Origin of the sequence: Algoriphagus halophilus (assembly GCF_900129785.1) — a bacterium.
In the GTDB taxonomy this organism is placed as follows: Bacteria; Bacteroidota; Bacteroidia; order Cytophagales; family Cyclobacteriaceae; genus Algoriphagus; species Algoriphagus halophilus.
Window position 1 is genome coordinate 2666193 of sequence record NZ_FSRC01000001.1, and the last position, 20312, is coordinate 2686504.

Sequence of the window (20312 nt, forward strand, 5' to 3'; positions counted from 1 at the left end):
ACCTAATTATGTCAAGACTAATTCATTCATATAGATATATAAATCAATAGATTAATATTCTTTACCTAAAGTTATTTTTAGTATAAAAATGATTCAAAATATCAAATTTACAAAGCATAAAGTGTACCAATAAAATCCCTATCAACCTGGCATAGACCGGCACTATTTTATTATTCATAAACTTGTTGAAGGCTTATTTTAACTAATTTACAGGCCTATTAATTACCCCTAAGATGGAAGAAGAAAAAGCTCCTAGAAGCAATCGAAATCAATTGATCCGAACCCTACTCTATTTGAAAAACAGGTTTGATTTGCATGAAGGCAAAGAGGATGAGCTTGCCACCATTGACTATATCAAAAAGAACGTGGAGTTTAAAGGAGCCAATTTATGGATTCTGATTTTTGCGATTTTTGTAGCCTCGATTGGCCTCAATGTAAACTCCACAGCAGTGATCATTGGAGCCATGTTAATCTCCCCTTTGATGGGGCCCATTATGGGAATTGGACTGGCTGCTGGGATCAATGATTTTGAGCTTTTGAAACGGTCGCTGAGGAACCTTGGCGTTGCAGTTTTCATCGCGATTTTAACCTCTACAATTTATTTTAATTTCACTCCTTTAGATGATGCTCAATCCGAACTTTTGGCACGCACGGAACCTACAATTTGGGATGTATTAATTGCCTTGTTCGGAGGACTTGCAGGAATCATTGCAGGTTCCCGAAAAGAGAAAAGTAATGCCATACCTGGGGTAGCAATTGCCACTGCTTTGATGCCCCCTCTTTGTACCGCTGGATATGGTTTGGCAACCATGAATCTTTATTATTTTATCGGCGCCTTTTATTTATTTTTTATCAATTCAGTTTTTATAAGTCTCTCCACTTATTTAATTGTTCGTTTTATGAAATTTCCTAAAAAGGAATTTTTAGATCATAAAAAAGAAAAGCGAGTACAGACTTACATCACCATATTCACCATCATCACGATCGTACCTAGTGTCTATTTAGCCTATGGAATCGTCATCCGATCTATCTGGGAGGAACAAGCAAAAACATTCGTCAGTCAGGAAATGGTTTTCCCCAGAACGCAAGTCCTCAATTCGAACTTCACCTATTCCAGTTCAAATAAAACAATCCAGGTAAGTTTGATTGGAGATCAAATTGACCAAGAAACCATCGGACTTATCAAAGAAAAAGCGGTCAGCTTTGGCTTAACTGATACGGAGATTACCATCAATCAAAACAATGCGGGAATTACGGATATGAATTTATTGCGTTCGGATATCCTGAAAGATCTGTATGAACGAAATGAACAAATCATTCAAGATAAGGATCAACGCATCGCCTTGCTTGAAAGTGAAGTCGCAAATTATGGAGAAGTACGGTTTCTTGGGAATGATATTGCACAAGAAGCAAAGATCAATCATCCCAAACTTCGTAAATTCACCTTAAACAGGTCATTGGTCACTGACTTGGAAAAAGAAAAAACTGACACGCTTTTAGTGGCCTATGCGGAGTTTTCTACCAAACCTTCGGCTTCGGAAACTAAAAAATTGACAGAATGGCTTAAATTAAGAACCAAAGCAGACACTGTTGGTCTTATCCTCAACTAATCCCACACTGACATGAAAACCCTTCTCTTTGTATTTGCCTTGCTAGCTTGCTCAATTGGTATTTCCAAGGCCCAGTCCAGTTATGACCCTCATTTAGCCGAAGAAGTAGGGGCTGATCAGTACGGAATGAAGAAGTATGTCATCGCTTTTCTCTATAGGGGAGACAAAGTAAGTGAATACACCGAAGAAGAGCGGGGGAAACTTCAAGAAGGTCACATGGCGAACATCAATCGAATGGCGGAAGAAGGGAAATTGGTAATGGCAGGCCCATTTTTTGGAAATGAGGACCTGAGAGGCCTTTATATATTCGATGTGCAGGATTTAGAAGAAGCAAAATCTCTTACTGAGACCGACCCTTCCATTCAAGCAGGAGTCTTGAAAATGGAATTGAAAGAATGGTATGGTTCTGCAGCTTTAATGATGATGAATGAGCTTCATAGGAAAGTTGCCAAAGAGATTATTTGATCCCTGGGTTAATAAGCGCTATTTAGGCTATAATAGCTAGATATTCGAACCCTCGGATGTGATTTCTAGTTATTTTTTTTCTAAAATAATAGTTAATTTAATTTTTTCTAACACTATTAATTAACTCAGGATTAAAGAACGTCTAGCCTTTATAAAATAGTGGTCTTTTTACGTGTTGCAGTTTTTAGTTTGGCTACGTCATTAGATTATACCTTTTTCTTTTCTTAACCAACTGTAGTATGAAATCTCGCTATTCTCCTCAACTCTTGCTTTTCTTTTTAGCAGTTCTTCTATTTTCATCCTGCCATGATGACGTAACTAGCACCTATACCTATCGGACCATGATGCCAGTTTACCTTGAAATGAGCGATGTGAGAGCAAGAACCCTTGTTACCGAACCTGCCAGGGATTTAGACAATCCAGGTAAAATTTATATCTATGAGGATTACCTATTCATTAATGAACCGACCAAGGGAATCCATATTTTAAATAATGAAGATCCATCCAGCCCGATCAATTTAAGTTTCATTCCAATTGCCGGCAATGTGGACATGGCTATCAATGGAAATATCCTATATGCTGATAATTATGTGGATTTACTGGCCTTTGACATCAGTGACATCAATAATATTCAATTAGTCAAACGGGTGGAAGATGTTTTTAATCATCTATATCGTCACGATACCGGAGAAATCATCACCTTTCAAGATACGGTCATCACTTCTGAAAGCCCTACCTGGCAAATGGAGGGAGGCTGGCTGATGAATGATGCCCTGAGCTTTTCTTCGAATTATGCCGCCGCTTCCCAAAGCTATGGAACAGGTGGATCCATGGCTAGGTTTACGTTATTAAACCAGCACTTATATGCGGTAGATGAATCCACGATGCGAGTTTTTGATGTAGAAGAACCAGCAGCACCCACATTTGTAAAACCCATTGACCTGGGATGGGGGATTGAAACTATTTTCCCTTTTAAGGATGTCCTGTTTATTGGTTCAAACAATGGCATGCATATCTATGATGCGAGCACTCCCAGCTCCCCTACCCGTATGGCTGTTTACGAACACGTACAGGCATGTGACCCGGTGGTAGTCAATGATGACTATGCGTTTGTAACGTTGAGAAATGGGACGGCGTGCTGGAATGGGGTAAATGAACTTCAGGTAATTGATATCAAAGATCTTTATCATCCAACATTGATCAAGGCTTACCCGATGCTCAATCCTCATGGATTGGGCTTGGCAGGAGATTACCTATATGTAACTGAAGGGGTACATGGACTGAAAAGCTTCAATGTAAGTGATGTGATGGCGATTGATCAGAACCAGTTGGAGTTTTTGGAAAAAGAAAAATCAGTTGATTTAATTCCAGGTCCAAATTCTTTGATTGTGATTGGCCCAGATGGGGTTTGTCAATTTGATTACAGTAATCCCTCCAAATTGAGAAAACTTAGTTGTATTCAAGTAAGCAACCCTGTCAATGTGTATTGAAGCCAATGAGCCTAAAAACTACAATTCTACTGTCCTTTGCCTTATTTTTTTACTTGAACAGTATCGCTCAGGAAAAAGCCTATTTTAATCAGACCGAACTGGGTTTCTTATATGGCAAAGGATCGGAGCAATGGGACGGAAGGAAAGAACATAGAATTGATGTCAGCTTGATCACATTTCATGGAATCCGCCTTACCAAAAATCAGGTCATCGGGTTTTCAACCGGATTGGATCAATACGAGGAACTCTCCATTATCCCACTGGCATTGGGATGGAGAGGTTTTTTGGGTCAAGAGGGAAAACCCAAGGTATTTGCTGGACTGGATTTTGGAGGAGGATCAGCCCTATTGGAGAAAAAGGAGGAAAACGAATGGAGCAAAAGCTGGTATGAAGGAGGCTATTTAGTTAGCCCATCCTTGGGAGCTAGCTTTCCTGCTAAAAAAGGAAAATCAGCGTTAACAATTAGCTTTGCCTACAAACGTCAACAAATCTCACAGTTTGTCGGGACCTTTTTACCTCCCGGTTCTACCTCGGTCCCCAATGATCTTTTACCTCCGGGATATAGTACGTTGACAGAAACTAATTTCTTATTTCGAAGTTTTGTTTTTAGAGCAGGCCTTATGTTCTGATTAATTCAAGCTATAGCCCATTATCTTCCACAAATCTCTTTATACGGACAATACCCGCATTTTTTGAGATCCTCTGTCTGATCAAAGGCTTGATCTGGGTCATAGATATCTTCCAAAAGGGATTTTAACCCGGCCTTATACTCTTCCTCAAAATCCCGATAATCATTTACCTCTATACCAGATTTTCTTCCTTCCTTGAGCTGCAAATAGGGATTAAAATCATCCTTAAACATTTCCCTCAGATTGAAAATAGCAGGTTTCAAAGGTGCTGTATTCCCTGCCACCGTTTCCTGGTAAATCAGTCCATAAAACATGGTCTGCATGGCTGCTTTATTTCGGGATTTATTCTCACGGTCAAATAAAGAAGGGATATCCGGAAAGTTCTTATTATCTATTCCTGATTTATAATCTATCAGGCGAATGGTTCCATTTTGCTCATCCACCCGATCTATAATCCCCCGAAGCGCGACTTTTTGATCTCCTGATGTTGTATTGATCGTTAATGCTGCCGCATACCTTTTCTCTTTTTCAAGAGAAATCAGGGTAAATGGCGCAGATTCCTCGTCTATTTTCAAAATCTGATGCAAATATTTCTGAAGCACATCACGGGCAATGGCCATTTGACCGTTCAGCTTGGTATTGGCCTCCCCTTCCAAGTGGTAAAATTTCCTGATCGCTTTTTCAATTGCAGGAAAAACCCAATTGGATTTCAATTCCTTAAAATCGGATTTCTCCAACACGGTTCTCTTCTTCCTTTTTGCGAAATCCTGATACAAGAACTCCATACTCAAGTGTGCCAGATTCCCAAATACAGCTGCATCTATTTCCTCGCTGACTTCTTCTTTCTCTTGAATATTTGCCAAATACTGAAAATAGAATTTCAATCTGCAATCCAAAAAAACACTCAAGGCAGAAGGCGAAAATGCGGTTTCGGAAAAGCCATGCTCATCCAAAAGGTATTTATCCAATAGATGTAATACCTCTTCATCTTTCTCTATGCTAATAGACTCAGGGGATTGCTGGTCTATAGGAATAAAAATCACCTCTTCCTCCATCTTCCTCCCAAGCTCCACAGCCATTTGTTGTATGTATCGACTCTTTTCACCTGCCTTCCCTTGATCAGAAGCGGTGGTATAAATCATATGCACTTCTTCTGCACTATGAAGTAAGCGGTAAAAAGTATAGGCATAAATGGAATCATTCTGCTCCTGTACAGGCAAACCAAAAGCTTTACGGATATTGAATGGGATCATGGAATTTAACCCTGCCGCTGGTGGGAAACTATCCTCATTCATATTACAAATGATGACACGTTTGAAATCCAAATTCCTGGATTCCAGGACACCCATTACCTGTAATCCCAAAAGAGGCTCCCCCTCAAAAGGCAACTTCACTTCCCGAAATACCTGACGAAACAGACGGATAAAAAACTCCCGATTAATGCTTAAAATATCCTGACCTGCAAAAATCTCTTTTAAGCGGGTCAATTGTTTAAAACATTGGTACAAGTAAGATCGCTGCAAAGGTTCCTCCTGAAGTTGTTCAGCCAAGGCCTCCATTAACTGGGTCAAATAAGGAAAGAGTTGATCATTTTCCAGCTTTTGGAATATCAGCTGGTACAAACTCCCCCCTTTGGCAAGTCTATCTTCTGGGATATGAATTTGATTCAATAATTGCATATCCTCCAACAGTTTTTCAGCAAAGCCCGAGTTTACACTTTTCAAGTACACCGAGCTCAATAAATTTTTGACTGCTGTATGGTAAAATAATACTCGCCCGTCCTCTACCTTGATAAAGCGCTGCATTTCCAATACCGCCTCCAAAAAGGAATACACAGGAGCATTTTTTACCGGGTACCCCATGGTTACATTCACTTTGTCTACCTGCTCCGGAAGTGTGTGAAGTATTGGAAATAACATTTGCTCATCCGGCAAAATCACCACTGTTTCTTCCCAAGATTCTCCTGCAGGTACTTTCTCCAAAAGTGCTCCTACCAGATTTGCCTGATTGACTTTTAATGGTGTGGCATAGGTATGAATTCTTGCTTCTCTATCCTCAATATGTGTGGGTATAGCTTCAGGAAACGTGGGTCCAAAAACCAGGTCTTTGCGATAGTCACGAAAAAACATACCTGCCTCCTGGACTTTATCCTCCACATAGTAGGCATCTATATCCCAGTAAATCTTTGCATCAAATTCAGTAATATAGTGCTTGATCAAGGCTTCCTCAGTTCCCGTAAACGCATTGAATCCAATAAAATGAAACTTCTTTTTTGGGACAGTAATCTCACTCAGTGATTCCGCCACTTTCCTGTAAATCATTCCTGAATAAGCCAAACCGGAAACTTTCAATGAAGCTTTATAGGCAGAATATAGTGGCCCCAACATTTGCCAGAATTTCAAAAATTTCTCCTGATGATCCCGATCCTGTCTAATAAAAGAGGACCAAAATTGTTTGATCAGTTCTATTTGACTTTCGTTCAAAAAACTCAAATCAGACTCAATTTCTTTGATTTCTGATAAGTGATGGTATAGTTTGCTGGCATCGGCCATAAACTGATCCACATCATTGAAATCTTTTAAGATCATCTCTCCCCAGAAATAAAAGCGATCAAAGGTTTCTGGCTCAGGATTGAGTTCTTGGTAAACTTTATACAATTCGAAGATTAAAGTCAGATCATCTGCCGGCCTTTCACCTCCCAATTCAAAGAATAGCTCCTCTATGGTTTTTACTTCTGGCATCCAAGTAGGTTCCTGAATAAGGCCTCCCAAATGTTGGGTAAAAAATAGGCCAGCTCTTCGATTTGGCAATACCACGGTAATATCTTGCAAATCCAACCCTGATTCGAGGATTTCTTTTGCTGTGTTTTTCAAAAAACTACGCATATACCTCCTCAATTAAACCCGTCTCTAAATAACATAAATATCCTTTGGTAGGTCTTTTGGCCAAACTGGCCACCAATTTCATATACTCTCGTACTTGTTCTGCATAGCGACTTTGCTTCTCACCAGTTTTAAAATCCACAATCAATGCCTCTTGATCATTTAAAATGATCCGATCTGGCCGTTTTTGCTTTCCTCCAGGAAGTAAAATTCCTTGTTCTGCAAGTAATACCCCTTCTGAGCTAAACCAGGAGGCAAAAGTAGGATGGGCGAAAAGATGTCCCAATTGCTCTTCGACAATGCTCCTCTCTTCCGCACTTAATCTGCCTTCGAAATAGAACTTTTGAAGATGCTGCAAGGCGGATTGATGATTGATGGATAGTTCCAGAATTTCATGTACCAACAATCCGAATTTTTGCTTTTTCCGCTGTGCTAATCCCTCTATTGAAAAATCCACGGCATATTTCTTCAGTTTTAATACCTCCGCCCAATTTTTATAGGCCCAACGAAGGTCAGGCGCCTGATGGGGCTCCAATTTCCTCACTTGGCTTTCTGGCCAATCTCCTAACTCAAACACTTTTGACTCTTGGTCAAAATAAGTTTTAAAGCTTAATCCCCCTTCCCCTGAAGCATCAAATTGAATCAATTGCTGCAATTGAACTTCCATGTAGTTTTGGGATTTGATGGTTTCTTTAAATGGTGAAAACCCATAAAAAACTTCCTCAGACCTGGTCAAAGCCACATAAAGCATATTCAAACTATCTAAATAGGCCATGGTAGCCTCCTCTGCATAAGTCTCGCGGAAATCAGAGTTGGCCAATTCATTATTCAGATTTAAAGGAATAACCGCCGACAAACCCTTCTCTCTATCCTCAAAAGGCGACCAAATCACATTTCCTTTACTGGTATCAAATATGGTCCATTTCAAAAACGGCATCAGCACCACTTTAAATTGGAGTCCTTTGGATTTATGAATCGTCATAATCCTCATAGCATTATGGCCTTCTGGAATTTTGACGGTACGCTTCAATTGCTGATCTTCCCACCAATCCAAGAAGCCACTGAGATCAGCCCTATTGTTTGCTGTAAAATCAAACACTGCTTCTTTAAATCCGGAAATATAGGCGCTCTCTTTCCCAAGCTCCATGAGCCCTAAAACTTGTATCAATTCCTCCAACGCTTCCATTAATGGCAACTGAAGCATGGTCTTTTCCTTTTCCTGAAAGGCTTTCACTTGCTCATCCAAATAGGAAGGCATTTTATCCAATGCAAACAATTCATGGGAAATGGGCTCAGTTTTCAATACTGCCAAATGGTACCACATGGTTTTGTATTGCACTTGATCCGCGGGATTATGTAAATAGTGGAAGCCGGAAACCAATGCTTTTACTGATGCTGCTTTATTGAGATACATGGACTCGTCCGAAAGGACGTCAAAACCATAGTTTGGATCTGTGTTTTCAGCAGCAAAATCCATCATTTTGTCTGCAATCGCCTCTCCTTGACTCTTTTTTCTAACCAGAAAAGCAATGTCTTTGAGTTCATATCCATGATCTTGAAGTTCTTTGACTACTTCGGGAAGCTTATCCAACACCAACTCGTCAAAACTACTTTCATCTTCCACATTCTTGGGATCAATAAATTCCAGTTTTACTTTTCCTTTGAAATCTGAATTCATCTTTTTGGAAGAAACATGCTGAAATGAATCTTCATACGCCTGAGATAGGATTTTCGGATTTTCAACTCCATAATCAGCAATTAATACCTGCTCCATAGATTTTGGAAGCACCTTGAATACCGCATTATTAAATTGAATGATATGGGGAAGGCTTCTGAAATTCGTATCTAGGTTTTTCAAGACAATCCGGTCGGTTCCAATCTCTTCTTCTACCTGAGAGAGCAATAATTTCATCTCTCCTCCCCGCCAGCGATAAATGGACTGCTTCACATCCCCCACCAGTAAATTGGTTTGATGTTGTCCTAAAGAGTTTTCCAACAAAGGCTTAAAGCTATCCCACTGGAAGCCGGAGGTATCCTGAAACTCATCAATGAGGTAGTTTTTGTACTGGTTTCCTACTTTCTCATAGATGAAAGGTGTGTCATTCCCCTTTGTAATTTCTTTGAGAAACTCATTTGCATCCGATATGAGAAGTATATTTTCCTCATCTTTTACCAGACTTAACTCATCCAACAAGTTTTTGAAAACTCCATAGACATAACTGTTTTTGGCTATTGCCTGCAGGGTATTCCATCTGGAAGTCAAGGCATCCATTTGAATGAGGATCTGGTTAAGCCCTTGTTCATATGCCGATTTAATCTGATCAATGCATTTACTGGATTTCGAAAACCAGCCATCAGGTTGATCTATCTTAGCAAGTGTTGCATCGGTCAACTTTGGAATAGGTTGATTTTTATCCCCTAATAGGCTAAAAACTTTTGCAAAGGTCCGGGATCCGCCTGCAAAATCAGTCCATTCCAAGCCATTGGAAACCCGTATCGTATTGGCATGAGTCCCAAGCTCCTTCGCTAATTGAACAATTTCGGATTTCCGCTCCCTGACCATCGTCTGGAGCGAGGTGATGTTTTCCTTTTCTTTCAAAAATTCTTTGATCTCCGGTGCGAACTTTTTGAAGTCTTCCTGAAAAATCTGTTGACCTAATCCGTGTATGTTTCTTCGGATATCCCATGAACTCCCATTTTGGATTTGCTCATAGGCATAATCCACCAACCATTTATGGAGAAACTCATCCTCCATTACCAACATCACCACCCGGTCTACCACCCGATCCAATACCGCTGCCTGATCCATTTCCACATCAAACTTGGCATTCAGATCAATCTCTCTGGCAAATGCCCTGACTACTTTCTGAAAAAAACTATCAATGGTACTCACAGAGAATCTGCCATAATCATGGAGGATGGCAGTAAGCGTTTGTTGGGCCAAAACCTTTAACCCTGATTCATCCACATCTAATGCTTTCATTAACTCAGCATCCATTTTCTCTTGAGGATCTACCTTTGATCTCAATCGGTTCAATTCTTCCAATATCCGCTCTTTCATTTCTTGCGTCGCCTTATTGGTAAAAGTGACAGCAAGGATTTGCTTGAAAGCATGTGGACTTTGAAGGGCTAATTTCAAATATTCCAGGGTCAGGGTATAGGTTTTTCCTGAACCCGCAGAAGACTTGTAGATAATGAATGGTTTTTGATCCATGGCTAAAAGTTAGAACCGAATATAAGGAAGGCACTTCTTATTTTGGTGGTTTCTGGCTCAATTTGACAGAGATTGTCTGGTAAGACATTGATTTATATCCGTATCTTTTCATTCCTAAAACAACAATTGCTTTTTGGATAGAAATCCCCAATTTTAAGACTATGCAAAAACCCATCAACCTACTCCTATTGTTCGTTTCCCTTTGGCTAGGCAATTGCTTTTCTTCCTTTGGAAATGATGGCTACAATCTTTGGTTGGACTACCAGCCCCTGCCCAACTCGACCCTTCAAAATGATGTTTCAGAATTACTTTCTGGAGTCTATTTTTTTGGAGAAAACCCTACCTATGAAGTCATCAAAAAAGAGCTGAATAGAGCAGCGGAATCCTGGATTGGAAACACCCCCAGTTTCAGACAGGAAAGGTTGCAATCCGCTACATTTTATTTAGGTACCCGGCAAGAATTTTCGCAGGTTTTATCCTTGGACCAACAGGCCGAAATTAAGGCGCTTGGTGAGGATGGCTTTTGGACAGGGCCAGTGGAAATTGATGGAAAAAGCTATTTTTCAATCATTGGAAACACACCCATAGGAGTACTTTATGGGACATTTCATTGGATCAAAACTGTCCAAAGTAAAACTTTCAATAAAAACTCAATTCATTCTGATAGTCCGAAAGTTAAAGTCCGCATGTTAAACCATTGGGATAATCTGGACAGAACTGTGGAAAGAGGCTATGCCGGCTTTTCAATTTGGGACTGGCATAGACTTCCAGGCTATGTAGATCCCAGATATATAGACTATGCCCGAGCAAATGCCTCCATTGGAATAAATGCTGTTTCCTTAACCAATGTGAACGCGAATGCCTTGATCTTGACCACCGACTTCATGAAGAAAGTGAAAGTGCTTGCAGACATTTTCAGACCCTATGGAATTAAGGTATTTCTGACTGCCAGATTCTCTGCTCCCATTCAGATCGGTGGCTTGGAAACTGCCGATCCGTTAAACGATCAGGTTAGGGATTTCTGGAAAGAAAAAACTGCTGAAATCTATTCGTACATCCCGGACTTTGGAGGCTTTTTAGTGAAGGCAAATTCAGAAGGCCAGCCAGGTCCTCATGAGTACGGAAGAAACCATGCCGAAGGTGCCAATATGCTTGCAGAAGCATTGGCTCCCCATGGAGGTTTGCTGATCTGGAGGGCTTTTGTGTATTCCTTTCAAGAGGATCAAGATCGGCATAAACAAGCCAATTTTGAATTTGAACCCCTGGATGGGAAATTTAGGGACAATGTCATTATCCAGATAAAAAATGGAGCCATTGACTTCCAACCTAGGGAACCCTTCCATCCATTATTTGGAGCCATCAATCAGACCAATGTGGGAATGGAATTTCAGATCACCCAAGAATACCTGGGACAAGCTACCCAATTGGTTTTCCTAGCCCCCATGTGGGAGGAAGTATTACAGACGAACATCTATAGACCTAAGCCAAGCACTACCGTTGCAAGTCTTTTGGAAGGCACTGAAACTAACCAAGACCTTACCTTAATGGCAGGTGTTTCCAATATTGGAACGGATAGAAACTGGACCGGGCACCTATTTGGCCAAGCCAATTGGTATGCCTTTGGAAAATTAGCTTGGAACCCCGATGCCAATTCGGCTGATATTGCTGAGGAATGGATTAAATTGACTTTCGGTCAAAAGCCTATGGTCGTTTCGAAAATTGAGGAAATGATGCTCGATTCACATGAAGCGGCTGTGGATTATATGACTCCTCTAGGACTCCACCATATCATGGGAAGGAGCCATCATTATGGACCAGGCCCTTGGGTGATGGGAGGTCGAGCAGATTGGACCGCTCCCTATTACCATCAAGCCGACAGCTTGGGAATCGGGTTTGACAGAACTAGTACCGGAAGTGATGCATTGAGCCAATATGCCCAGGAAATTCAAGAGGTTTGGTCAAACCCCAATGAAATCCCTGAAAAGTACCTGCTTTGGTTCCACCATTTACCTTGGGATTTTAAATTGAAAGATGGACATACCTTATGGGAAGGAATAGCCTACCATTATGATCGAGGGGTAAAGGAAGTGAGGGCCATGCAGCAAACTTGGGACAGTTTAAAACCTGAACTAGATCCGGAAGAATTTGAGCATGTCCGCCAATTGCTAAACATTCAGGAGGAGGAAGCAGAATGGTGGAGAAATGCCTGTTTACTTTATTTTCAAACATTCTCAAAGAGGCCATTCCCCAGTGATATCGAACAACCTGAAGGAGATTTGGAATATTATAAAAGCTTGATGTTCCCAAATGCCCCAGGAATTTAAGAGGGGAACCAGGTTCCATACAATAGAATAATTACTTCAGGATTTGATGGAGAATTGACTAAATTAAGTAGGAATCAGCTTTCGTTCCCATGAATAGAATTCATCTTTTCGAATTCGAAGATCTGCCATGGTTTCCGGGTTTTCTTCGAAATTATGGTACTGATTTCCTTCAGTTTTTGTCAAACAAAACAAACATGTTTGTTCCCCTGATTCCTTGGATAGAAAAAGGACTGCAATCCGTTGGGACAAACCAGATCATTGATTTGGCATCTGGGGGAGGCGGGGGAATCCTGTCCTTAAATCAGGAATTGATTGCAAAACACCCTGAGACCACTATTCTTCTCACAGATTACTTTCCAAACCTAGCAGCGTTTGAATATACTGCCTCCCAGGTTTCCAATATAGCATATTCAACAGAGGCAATTGATGCAAGAGCGGTTCCCGAAAAGTATTCGGGATTACGAACTCAATTCCTCTCTTTCCATCATTTTCGCCCCAAAGATGCCATCCAAATTCTGGAAAATGCAGTGACTACTCGACAGCCTATCTTTATTGCGGAAGGTCAGGAAAGATCTTTCCCTAGCATGTTAGCGATGTTCTTCTCCCCTATTACCGTAGTACTGACTACTCCTTTCATAAGACCTTTTAATCTTGGGAGGCTGCTTTTTACTTATCTGATTCCTATTGTGCCTTTTTTCGTTTGGTGGGATGGAATAGTATCTTGCCTAAGAACCTATTCGGAGGGGGAAATGAATGACTTAATAGCTCAAGTAAAAAATCGTGATCAATTTCATTGGGAAGTAGGGAGGGTTAAATCTGGTCCCGCTTATCTTTTGTTTTTATTAGGAACTCCGAAAACTTAAATTTTTTCTTTTAGCCAATTCACAATTATATCCAGAACTAACTCACTATCGGTATCATTGATCAATTCATGATACCCTCCGGGTATCAGCCTTAGTGTCTTATCTATAGAATTAGATTTTTTAAAAAGAAGTTTTGACCCTTCAGGATTGGTTAAGGTATCACTGGTACCATGAAGTAATAAGACGGGTTGGTCAAATTCACTCACCTTCTCTTGAATGTATTTCATCATATTGAAAATTTCAGTAGCTGTCCTTGCGGGATAGGCATCTTTATAAACCAGCGGATCATCCAAGTACCGCTGTACTTCCTTCTTCAATTTTGAAATTCCCTTGGGGTCAAGTTTTAAAGCCTTTAGCCTAGGAAAAAATCTGCTAATTAATCCAGAAATAGACTTTAGAATTTTTGGAGTATTGGGATCCTCCATGATGGCAGGACTACTTAGAATCACTCCACTTAATTCAGGGTGATATTTCAGTACATAGGCAGCGGCAAATCCTCCCCCCATACTATGCCCATATAGAAAAACAGGAAGTGATGCTTGGTAGTTTTTCGCTTTTTCAAATAGCACGTGAATATCTTCCAGATAGCTTAAATACGAGTCAAAATATGCGTCCGGTCCATTTGGTACAGACTTACCATGTCCTCTACCATCAAATGTGAAAACAGAAATCCCAATTGAAACCAAGTTTTCTGCCAACACGGAATACCGGCCACTATGCTCGCCTAGCCCATGAACCAATAACAAAGTAGCCTTGGGATGATCTGGCATCCATGCCTGCAAGTAAAGTTTCACTCCATCAGGGGCCTCATATGTGCTCTCAAAATGATTCATAAACTATTTATTAAACCTTACTATGAAAATGCAAAGATTTAGCCGTTATCCAAGAATGTTTTTTAATCCATTTCCGTTGTATAAGCAGAAACCAAATTTTTCAATTTAAACCACACGTAAAATGAAAAAGATCTTATTTCTAACAGGTGATTTTGCAGAAGATTATGAGACCATGGTTCCTTTCCAAATGCTGGAAATGGTAGGATTTGAAGTTCACGCTGTCTGCCCTGGAAAGAAAAAAGGGGAAACCATCAAGACTGCTATCCACGATTTTGAAGGCGACCAAACGTATACAGAAAAGCCTGGTCACAATTTTACTTTGAATTACACCTTTGATGAAGTCAAACTTGAAGATTATGCCGGAATTGCCATCGCAGGGGGAAGGGCTCCTGAATATCTACGGTTACATGCCAAAGTTTTGGACATGGTAAGACATTTCTTTGACAGCAATAAACCTGTTGCCGCAGTTTGCCATGGGATACAAATATTAACTGCAGCAGGCGTTGTTAAAGGGAGAAAGCTTACCGCCTACCCGGCTGTGGGACCTGAAGTGACCATTGCAGGAGGCGAGTTTCATGAGATCCCCGCCACAGATGCCTTGGTGGATGGAAACCTCGTTACCTCACCTGCTTGGCCTGGACATGCTGCCTGGATCAGAGAGTTTTTAAAGGTGCTCGGTGTAAAAATTGAAATCTAAACTCATTTGATTAACTAAATCAAGCCCTTTCATTTCGCATGAAAGGGCTTTTCTGATTTTAAACAGTTCGAATTCATTACCTTATCTTAGCATTCGTAAAATCAATAAATAATAACCCAACCCAAGATGCTTAAATCCAAACGTTTCTCTTCTGCATTACTTCTCTTTTTACTAAGCTATGGAGTATTTGCCCAATCAGTAATCCATGGGCCAAGTCGCATTTCATTAGATCGCTTAGCCCGGTACGAATCCGTTATAGAAGAACAGATTGAGGAAGGTAATATTCCTGGGGCAGTCACTTTAGTGTATCAGGACGGGGAAGTGATTCAACATGAAGCTTATGGAGTAAGTGATGTCGATTCCAATAAACCCATGCTCAAAAATCAACTATTTTTCATCCAATCCATGAGTAAGCCCATCATCACTACTGGTATCATGATGCTTTATGAGGAAGGGTATTTTCAGCTGAACGACCCTGTAGAAAAATATTTGCCTTGGTTCAAAGATTTCAGAATAGCGAACGACCCAAGCCAAGGAATTGCTGGAGGAACTCGGGCTGCAAAAAATAAAATCACCATTGCTCAACTTCTCAGTCATACGGCTGGTTTTTCGCATGGAATTGCAGCAGGAAAGCTAGAAGAGGAAATTAGAGAGGCCATGTATGGCTCTCCTCAAGAAAACATTGAAAGCCGGGTACAAACACTGGTGAGCTTACCCTTGATCGGCGAACCGGGAGAACAATGGTATTATTCAGCTTCTCCTGATGTGCTTTCTTTATTGATAGAAACATTTTCTGGGATGAACACGGCAGATTTCCTTCAACAACGATTGTTTGATCCATTAGAAATGAAAGACACTGGGTATAATCTGAATGAAGAGCAACAAAAAAGGATGGTTCAGGTACATACCATTGATGAAAATGGGAAGTTGATCAAGCAGGAAAACCAAACACCCACTTCCGGAAATACAGTCTTTGGAGGTACTCATGGACTATTTTCCACAGCAGAAGATTATTTAAAATTCTCCCGAATGCTTTTAAATGGAGGGGAGTCTAATGGTATTCAATTCCTAAGTCCAAAAACAATAGAAATAATGACCATGGATCAGGCAGATGGCTTATATGATGGAGCAGGACATGGTTTCGGGTTCGGATTTGCCGTGTTGGAAGATCTAGCGGATGCCAAGAAATTAGGTTCCGTTGGCCAATACTTTTGGAGTGGAGCCTATTGTACTTTCTTCTTTATTGATCCTAAAGAAGACCTGATTTCTATTTTTATGACCCAAATGAATCCGTATAGCAATTATTGGGGAGATAAGATGAGGCAAATGGTCTATCAATCCATTCAATAACTAAAGAAATAGCCTCAAAACAAGGAGGATTCCACTCTTGTTTTGAGGCTATTTTGTATGGTCAAAAACTTTTCTCTTGGCTTAAGGAATCCATTTGTTGGAACCGAAATTAGGCTTTCTCTTTTCCAAAAACGCATTTCTACCTTCTTTCGCTTCTTCTGTACCATATGCCAATCGAGTGGCTTCTCCGGCAAACACCTGTTGGCCAACCATCCCATCATCTGTCAAATTCATGGCGAATTTTAGCATTTTGATGGAAGTAGGAGATTTTTCCAATATTTCTTGGGCCCACTCATAGGCTGTAGCTTCCAACTCTTCATGAGGAATCACGGCATTGACCATTCCCATTTCAAAAGCTTCCTGTGCGGAGTAGTTTCTTCCCAAGAAGAAGATTTCTCTCGCTTTCTTTTGACCTACCATTTTAGCCAAGTAGGCAGATCCGTACCCTCCGTCAAAACTGGTTACATCTGCATCAGTCTGCTTGAAAATAGCATGCTCTTTACTAGCTAAGGTCAAATCGCAAACCACATGCAAACTATGACCACCACCTACAGCCCATCCCGGAACTACTGCAATGACTACTTTTGGCATAAATCGGATCAGTCTCTGGACCTCCAATATATTCAGTCGATGGTATCCATCTTCTCCTACATACCCTTGATTTCCTCTTGCCTTCTGATCACCTCCTGAACAAAAAGCCCAGCCCCCATCTTTGGGAGAAGGTCCTTCCCCACTCAATAATACTACTCCTATGGAGGTGTCTTCTTGCGCATCATAAAATGCGTCGTAAAGCTCGGAGGTTGTTTTTGGACGAAAAGCATTTCTTACCTCAGGTCTGTTAAAAGCAATTCGTGCTACGCCATTGCACTTTTTATAGGTGATATCTTCGTATTTTTTTGCAGTAATCCACTCCATGATGTTCAAATTTTAAGCTGAATTTTCGCTGCAAGATAACAGGCTTCGCGGAAAAATGTTGTTAGTTTGCTGCTCTACTTTCATCAATCAAAGACCTGCATCTCCATGTTTGAATTGATAATTGGAACAAATAGGTATTCTTCCCAAGAAGATTTCATACATACACCTTCTGGTTTACCGGATTTTGCCATCCCTGCCTTCATATTTTGCAAAGCATGGTTGGCGGGCCAAGAATCTTTTGAATTGCAAACTTCAGGATCTACAGGCACTCCCAAACCTATCCAGGTCCTACGTTCTCAAATGACGGCAAGTGCTTTGGCTACGCAATCTTTTTTTGGCATCACTGCCGGGTCAGAAATGCTTTGTTGTATGAATACCCAATACATCGCTGGTAAAATGATGCTGGTCCGTGCCATGGTTTGGAATTGCCCCATCCTGGTCATTGAGCCAAGTTCAAGACCGCTTTCCGACCTTCCTACCCACTTTTCGCCAAAATTTGTGGCCATGGTTCCTTTGCAAGTGGAAGAAAGTTTATCCACAAATCTGGAGGAATTAAAGTCTTTAGAATATCTAATTATAGGAGGTGCCCCTGTTTCAAAAAAGCTCAAGTCCTCCATCTTGAAGGAGGGTTTAAATGCATACCAGACCTATGGGATGACAGAAACTGTTTCTCATATCGCCATCGCAGCATTTGAAGAAGGGGAGCTGATGTATAAGCCCCTTCCAGAAGTGGAACTAGGACAGGATTCTAGAGGAGCACTTTGGATAAAATCCGCGATGAGTAACTACCAAACCATTCAAACCAACGATTTGGTGGAATTCCATGAAGGCAAGCGATTTTCTTGGTTAGGAAGAGCTGATTTCGTGATCAATACCGGAGGGATCAAACTCCATCCAGAAATTTTAGAATCTAAAATTGAAAGTAGTATCCAACCTTTTTTCCCCAATCACTCCTATTTCTTTTATGGGGTCCCGGACGAGAAGTTGGGCCAAAAACTGATTTTAGCCATTGAATCGTTGGAACCTGAGACTGAAAAGGCAGAAAGTTTGCGAGGAGTATTAAAGGAAATCCTTCATAAATATGAAATTCCCAAAGAAATACAGCTAATCCCTGAGTTTAAACGTACAAGGACAGGTAAGATTAATAGACTAAAGACCATTCAAACTATCACATGAACTTGCTAGTTGCGCTATTCATTTCTTTTTCCTCTTTCATTTCACCTTCAAATGGAGAAATCCATTTAATCATAGAAGAAACGGAAGTCAATGAAGGAGTGGTTCAGGTACTTTTATTCAACAATAAAGATGGTTTCCCTTCAGATATAAACAAGGCTATAAAAAAGTTAAGCCTTCCTGTGGTGAACAAAAAGGCCGAAATTGTTTTAAAAGATATTGATCCTGGAGAATACGCATTTTCTGTTTTTCACGACCAGGATATGGATGGAGAGATGAAGAAAAACCAAATTGGATACCCTTTGGATAAATTTGGCTTCTCAAATAATCCATCTCTATTATTTGGCCCTCCAAGTTTTAGTAAAGCATCTTTTAAAGTCAAAGACAAACCAGTGACAGTCAAAATAAAATTACGTTAATCAATATCCCGTAGCCAACCCGTAATACTGATTCGCTCTTTTTTAGTGGGCATTACTTCATGAGGAATCTCTCCGCTCATAAAAACTACCAATCTTCCTCCTTTAGGTAGTACATCTAAGATCTTCTCAGAACCATCCTCTTGGGGTAGGTACATTCTCAACGTCCCTTCATCTTCTTCCTCCCATGAATCATTCAAATAAATGATTACGGTCACCAAACGATAGAGAACTTGTTGAAATTGATCCATATGTCTGACATAAAAAGATCCAATGGGATATCTGGCAAAATGTGCCTCAAACGACTTCAAGCCCAGGTAACAGCGTTGGTTAATCGCCTTTCTGATTTCTTCCACCTTAGACCAGTATTGCCGCTCAAATTTGTTCAAGTTATCCGAGTCAATCCACAAGACCTGGTCATTTCTGATCTCTGTTCTGACTTGCTTTTTTTCGCCCTTTCCAACTGCAGCAATCCTAAATTTCCCTGCTTCCAACAGCTCTGACTGTTCCTTTAATAGAGATACCCTAAGTTCTTCACTGATAAAATCATCAATTATCGCATAAGATTTATCATAAATCTCGGAGGCGATACGCTCTGATATTGATTCCATATGTTGTGTTTAACCTTGCAAATAACTTCTATTTCATCGAAAAAAATTACTTTTGCGCAAAGCAAATTTTATCATGCCCAAACAAGAAGAACTTACAGGATTGGAAATTGAGTTTGATTCCGGAATAATCCCACCCCCATATAGTCATGTTTATAGGATTTCTCTTGACTGGAGCAAAGGTGAATTGAGCTGCAAATTAGATCTACATTATACTGACCGAGATGAAATCAGTGAGGCAGAAATCTTCGATGAAGGTTTCACTTTACAAGATGACTTTTCCTATGAAGGCCCACTGAACAAAACCTGGATCAAGGCAATTCAAAACAAACTTGCGGAAACCAAGTGGTCAGGAAAAAGCCTGGAAGAGGGGGGAATTATTCTAAAACTTACAGAATCCGGTGTTCAAGGAAAAGTAAAAATCCCTGCAGATCAAGATGATTGGATGGTCTTTGGCCAGGATATCATCCAGGCTATCTATGAAACTACCAAGAAAGAGGCTCCTCTGACTATTCATTATCGACAGGTTACTTCAGATAAAATTCAAGATTGTTCGATCACCATCCGATTTTCAGACAGGGAAGTAATATTTGTGGAAGGAGACGAGGAGCGAAACATCAATTGGGAGTATACTGTGCAGTTGATGAAATTGATCTTCACGCCAGATTACAACTATGAAATAGCCAAAGAAAATCCGGGCAATAAACGTGGAGCCTACATTGAATGCGGGGATGGTTTATGGCATGAATTAGGAAAGGGCGTGGTTAACATTGACCCTTCAAATGATGTCGTAAGCAAAATCAAAGAAATATTTAGTGATTTATTGGAAGAATAACAATTCAA

Annotated in this window: 16 protein-coding genes; 11 read left to right on the plus strand and 5 right to left on the minus strand. The window is 40.4% G+C overall.

The window, feature by feature from the left end:
- Positions 1-233 precede the first annotated feature (233 nt).
- The 4 genes from BUR11_RS11115 (at position 234) to BUR11_RS11130 (ending at position 4194) form a co-directional block, all read left to right on the plus strand.
- The gene (locus tag BUR11_RS11115) at positions 234-1610 is read left to right on the plus strand and encodes a TIGR00341 family protein (protein WP_074224880.1); all 1377 of its coding nucleotides are present in this window, start codon (positions 234-236) and stop codon (positions 1608-1610) included.
- Positions 1611-1622: 12 nt separating this feature from the next.
- Positions 1623-2075: a YciI family protein gene (locus BUR11_RS11120; protein WP_074224881.1), complete on the plus strand. Its 453-nt coding sequence runs from the start codon at positions 1623-1625 to the stop codon at positions 2073-2075.
- 239 nt (positions 2076-2314) lie between these two features.
- Positions 2315-3565 carry an LVIVD repeat-containing protein gene (locus BUR11_RS11125; protein WP_074224882.1) on the plus strand — a complete coding sequence of 417 codons (1251 nt, stop codon included), beginning with the start codon at positions 2315-2317 and terminating at the stop codon, positions 3563-3565.
- Positions 3566-3570: 5 nt separating this feature from the next.
- A complete protein-coding gene (locus BUR11_RS11130) occupies positions 3571-4194 on the plus strand; it encodes a hypothetical protein (protein WP_074224883.1) in 624 nt (207 codons plus the stop codon).
- Between the two features lie 20 nt (positions 4195-4214).
- Here the strand turns inward: BUR11_RS11130 and BUR11_RS11135 are convergent, their stop codons facing one another.
- Positions 4215-7079, minus strand: coding sequence for a PD-(D/E)XK nuclease family protein (locus BUR11_RS11135; RefSeq protein ID WP_074224884.1), 2865 nt, complete (start codon positions 7077-7079; stop codon positions 4215-4217).
- A complete protein-coding gene (locus tag BUR11_RS11140; protein ID WP_074224885.1) occupies positions 7072-10290 on the minus strand; it encodes a UvrD-helicase domain-containing protein in 3219 nt (1072 codons plus the stop codon). The genes BUR11_RS11135 and BUR11_RS11140 overlap by 8 nt, the downstream gene beginning before the upstream one ends.
- Positions 10291-10451: 161 nt before the next feature.
- Here BUR11_RS11140 and BUR11_RS11145 point away from each other — a divergent pair, with 161 nt between their 5' ends.
- A complete protein-coding gene (locus BUR11_RS11145; RefSeq protein WP_074224886.1) occupies positions 10452-12614 on the plus strand; it encodes an alpha-glucuronidase family glycosyl hydrolase in 2163 nt (720 codons plus the stop codon).
- A gap of 89 nt (positions 12615-12703) precedes the next feature.
- Complete coding sequence (locus tag BUR11_RS11150; RefSeq protein ID WP_074224887.1) at positions 12704-13477, plus strand: hypothetical protein; 774 nt, start codon at positions 12704-12706, stop codon at positions 13475-13477.
- Here BUR11_RS11150 and BUR11_RS11155 read toward each other — a convergent pair.
- Complete coding sequence (locus BUR11_RS11155; RefSeq protein ID WP_074224888.1) at positions 13474-14310, minus strand: alpha/beta hydrolase; 837 nt, start codon at positions 14308-14310, stop codon at positions 13474-13476. The two genes, BUR11_RS11150 and BUR11_RS11155, sit on opposite strands and share 4 nt — an antisense overlap.
- A gap of 121 nt (positions 14311-14431) precedes the next feature.
- Between BUR11_RS11155 and BUR11_RS11160 the strand changes: the two genes are divergently transcribed.
- Together BUR11_RS11160 and BUR11_RS11165 are read left to right on the plus strand one after the other, a co-directional pair.
- Positions 14432-15007, plus strand: coding sequence for a DJ-1/PfpI family protein (locus BUR11_RS11160; protein WP_074224889.1), 576 nt, complete (start codon positions 14432-14434; stop codon positions 15005-15007).
- Positions 15008-15133: 126 nt separating this feature from the next.
- Positions 15134-16357: a serine hydrolase domain-containing protein gene (locus tag BUR11_RS11165; protein WP_074224890.1), complete on the plus strand. Its 1224-nt coding sequence runs from the start codon at positions 15134-15136 to the stop codon at positions 16355-16357.
- 81 nt (positions 16358-16438) lie between these two features.
- Here BUR11_RS11165 and BUR11_RS11170 read toward each other — a convergent pair whose 3' ends face one another.
- Positions 16439-17272: a 1,4-dihydroxy-2-naphthoyl-CoA synthase gene (locus tag BUR11_RS11170; RefSeq protein WP_074224891.1), complete on the minus strand. Its 834-nt coding sequence runs from the start codon at positions 17270-17272 to the stop codon at positions 16439-16441.
- Between the two features lie 105 nt (positions 17273-17377).
- On the opposite strand from BUR11_RS11170, the gene BUR11_RS11175 reads away from it, so the two are divergent.
- Both BUR11_RS11175 and BUR11_RS11180 read left to right on the plus strand, forming a co-directional pair.
- Positions 17378-18448, plus strand: a complete 1071-nt coding sequence (locus BUR11_RS11175; RefSeq protein ID WP_074224892.1) for an AMP-binding protein — start codon at positions 17378-17380, stop codon at positions 18446-18448.
- Entirely contained in the window at positions 18445-18864 is a 420-nt protein-coding gene (locus BUR11_RS11180; protein ID WP_074224893.1) for a DUF2141 domain-containing protein, read from the plus strand. The genes BUR11_RS11175 and BUR11_RS11180 overlap by 4 nt, the downstream gene beginning before the upstream one ends.
- On the opposite strand, the gene BUR11_RS11185 is transcribed toward BUR11_RS11180, so the two are convergent.
- Positions 18861-19472: a 2OG-Fe(II) oxygenase gene (locus BUR11_RS11185; RefSeq protein WP_074224894.1), complete on the minus strand. Its 612-nt coding sequence runs from the start codon at positions 19470-19472 to the stop codon at positions 18861-18863. The two genes, BUR11_RS11180 and BUR11_RS11185, sit on opposite strands and share 4 nt — an antisense overlap.
- 73 nt (positions 19473-19545) lie before the next feature.
- Between BUR11_RS11185 and BUR11_RS11190 the strand changes: the two genes are divergently transcribed.
- A complete protein-coding gene (locus BUR11_RS11190; protein ID WP_074224895.1) occupies positions 19546-20304 on the plus strand; it encodes a hypothetical protein in 759 nt (252 codons plus the stop codon).
- Positions 20305-20312 lie beyond the last annotated feature (8 nt).

Bases quoted from the DNA above. Each gene is read 5' to 3' on its own strand.
- BUR11_RS11115 (WP_074224880.1), top strand. From the start codon at position 234: ATGGAAGAAGAAAAAGCTCCTAGAAGCAATCGAAATCAATTGATCCGA.
- BUR11_RS11120 (WP_074224881.1), top strand. From the start codon at position 1,623: ATGAAAACCCTTCTCTTTGTATTTGCCTTGCTAGCTTGCTCAATTGGT.
- BUR11_RS11125 (WP_074224882.1), top strand. From the start codon at position 2,315: ATGAAATCTCGCTATTCTCCTCAACTCTTGCTTTTCTTTTTAGCAGTT.
- BUR11_RS11130 (WP_074224883.1), top strand. From the start codon at position 3,571: ATGAGCCTAAAAACTACAATTCTACTGTCCTTTGCCTTATTTTTTTAC.
- BUR11_RS11135 (WP_074224884.1), bottom strand. From the start codon at position 7,079: ATGCGTAGTTTTTTGAAAAACACAGCAAAAGAAATCCTCGAATCAGGG.
- BUR11_RS11140 (WP_074224885.1), bottom strand. From the start codon at position 10,290: ATGGATCAAAAACCATTCATTATCTACAAGTCTTCTGCGGGTTCAGGA.
- BUR11_RS11145 (WP_074224886.1), top strand. From the start codon at position 10,452: ATGCAAAAACCCATCAACCTACTCCTATTGTTCGTTTCCCTTTGGCTA.
- BUR11_RS11150 (WP_074224887.1), top strand. From the start codon at position 12,704: ATGAATAGAATTCATCTTTTCGAATTCGAAGATCTGCCATGGTTTCCG.
- BUR11_RS11155 (WP_074224888.1), bottom strand. From the start codon at position 14,310: ATGAATCATTTTGAGAGCACATATGAGGCCCCTGATGGAGTGAAACTT.
- BUR11_RS11160 (WP_074224889.1), top strand. From the start codon at position 14,432: ATGAAAAAGATCTTATTTCTAACAGGTGATTTTGCAGAAGATTATGAG.
- BUR11_RS11165 (WP_074224890.1), top strand. From the start codon at position 15,134: ATGCTTAAATCCAAACGTTTCTCTTCTGCATTACTTCTCTTTTTACTA.
- BUR11_RS11170 (WP_074224891.1), bottom strand. From the start codon at position 17,272: ATGGAGTGGATTACTGCAAAAAAATACGAAGATATCACCTATAAAAAG.
- BUR11_RS11175 (WP_074224892.1), top strand. From the start codon at position 17,378: ATGTTTGAATTGATAATTGGAACAAATAGGTATTCTTCCCAAGAAGAT.
- BUR11_RS11180 (WP_074224893.1), top strand. From the start codon at position 18,445: ATGAACTTGCTAGTTGCGCTATTCATTTCTTTTTCCTCTTTCATTTCA.
- BUR11_RS11185 (WP_074224894.1), bottom strand. From the start codon at position 19,472: ATGGAATCAATATCAGAGCGTATCGCCTCCGAGATTTATGATAAATCT.
- BUR11_RS11190 (WP_074224895.1), top strand. From the start codon at position 19,546: ATGCCCAAACAAGAAGAACTTACAGGATTGGAAATTGAGTTTGATTCC.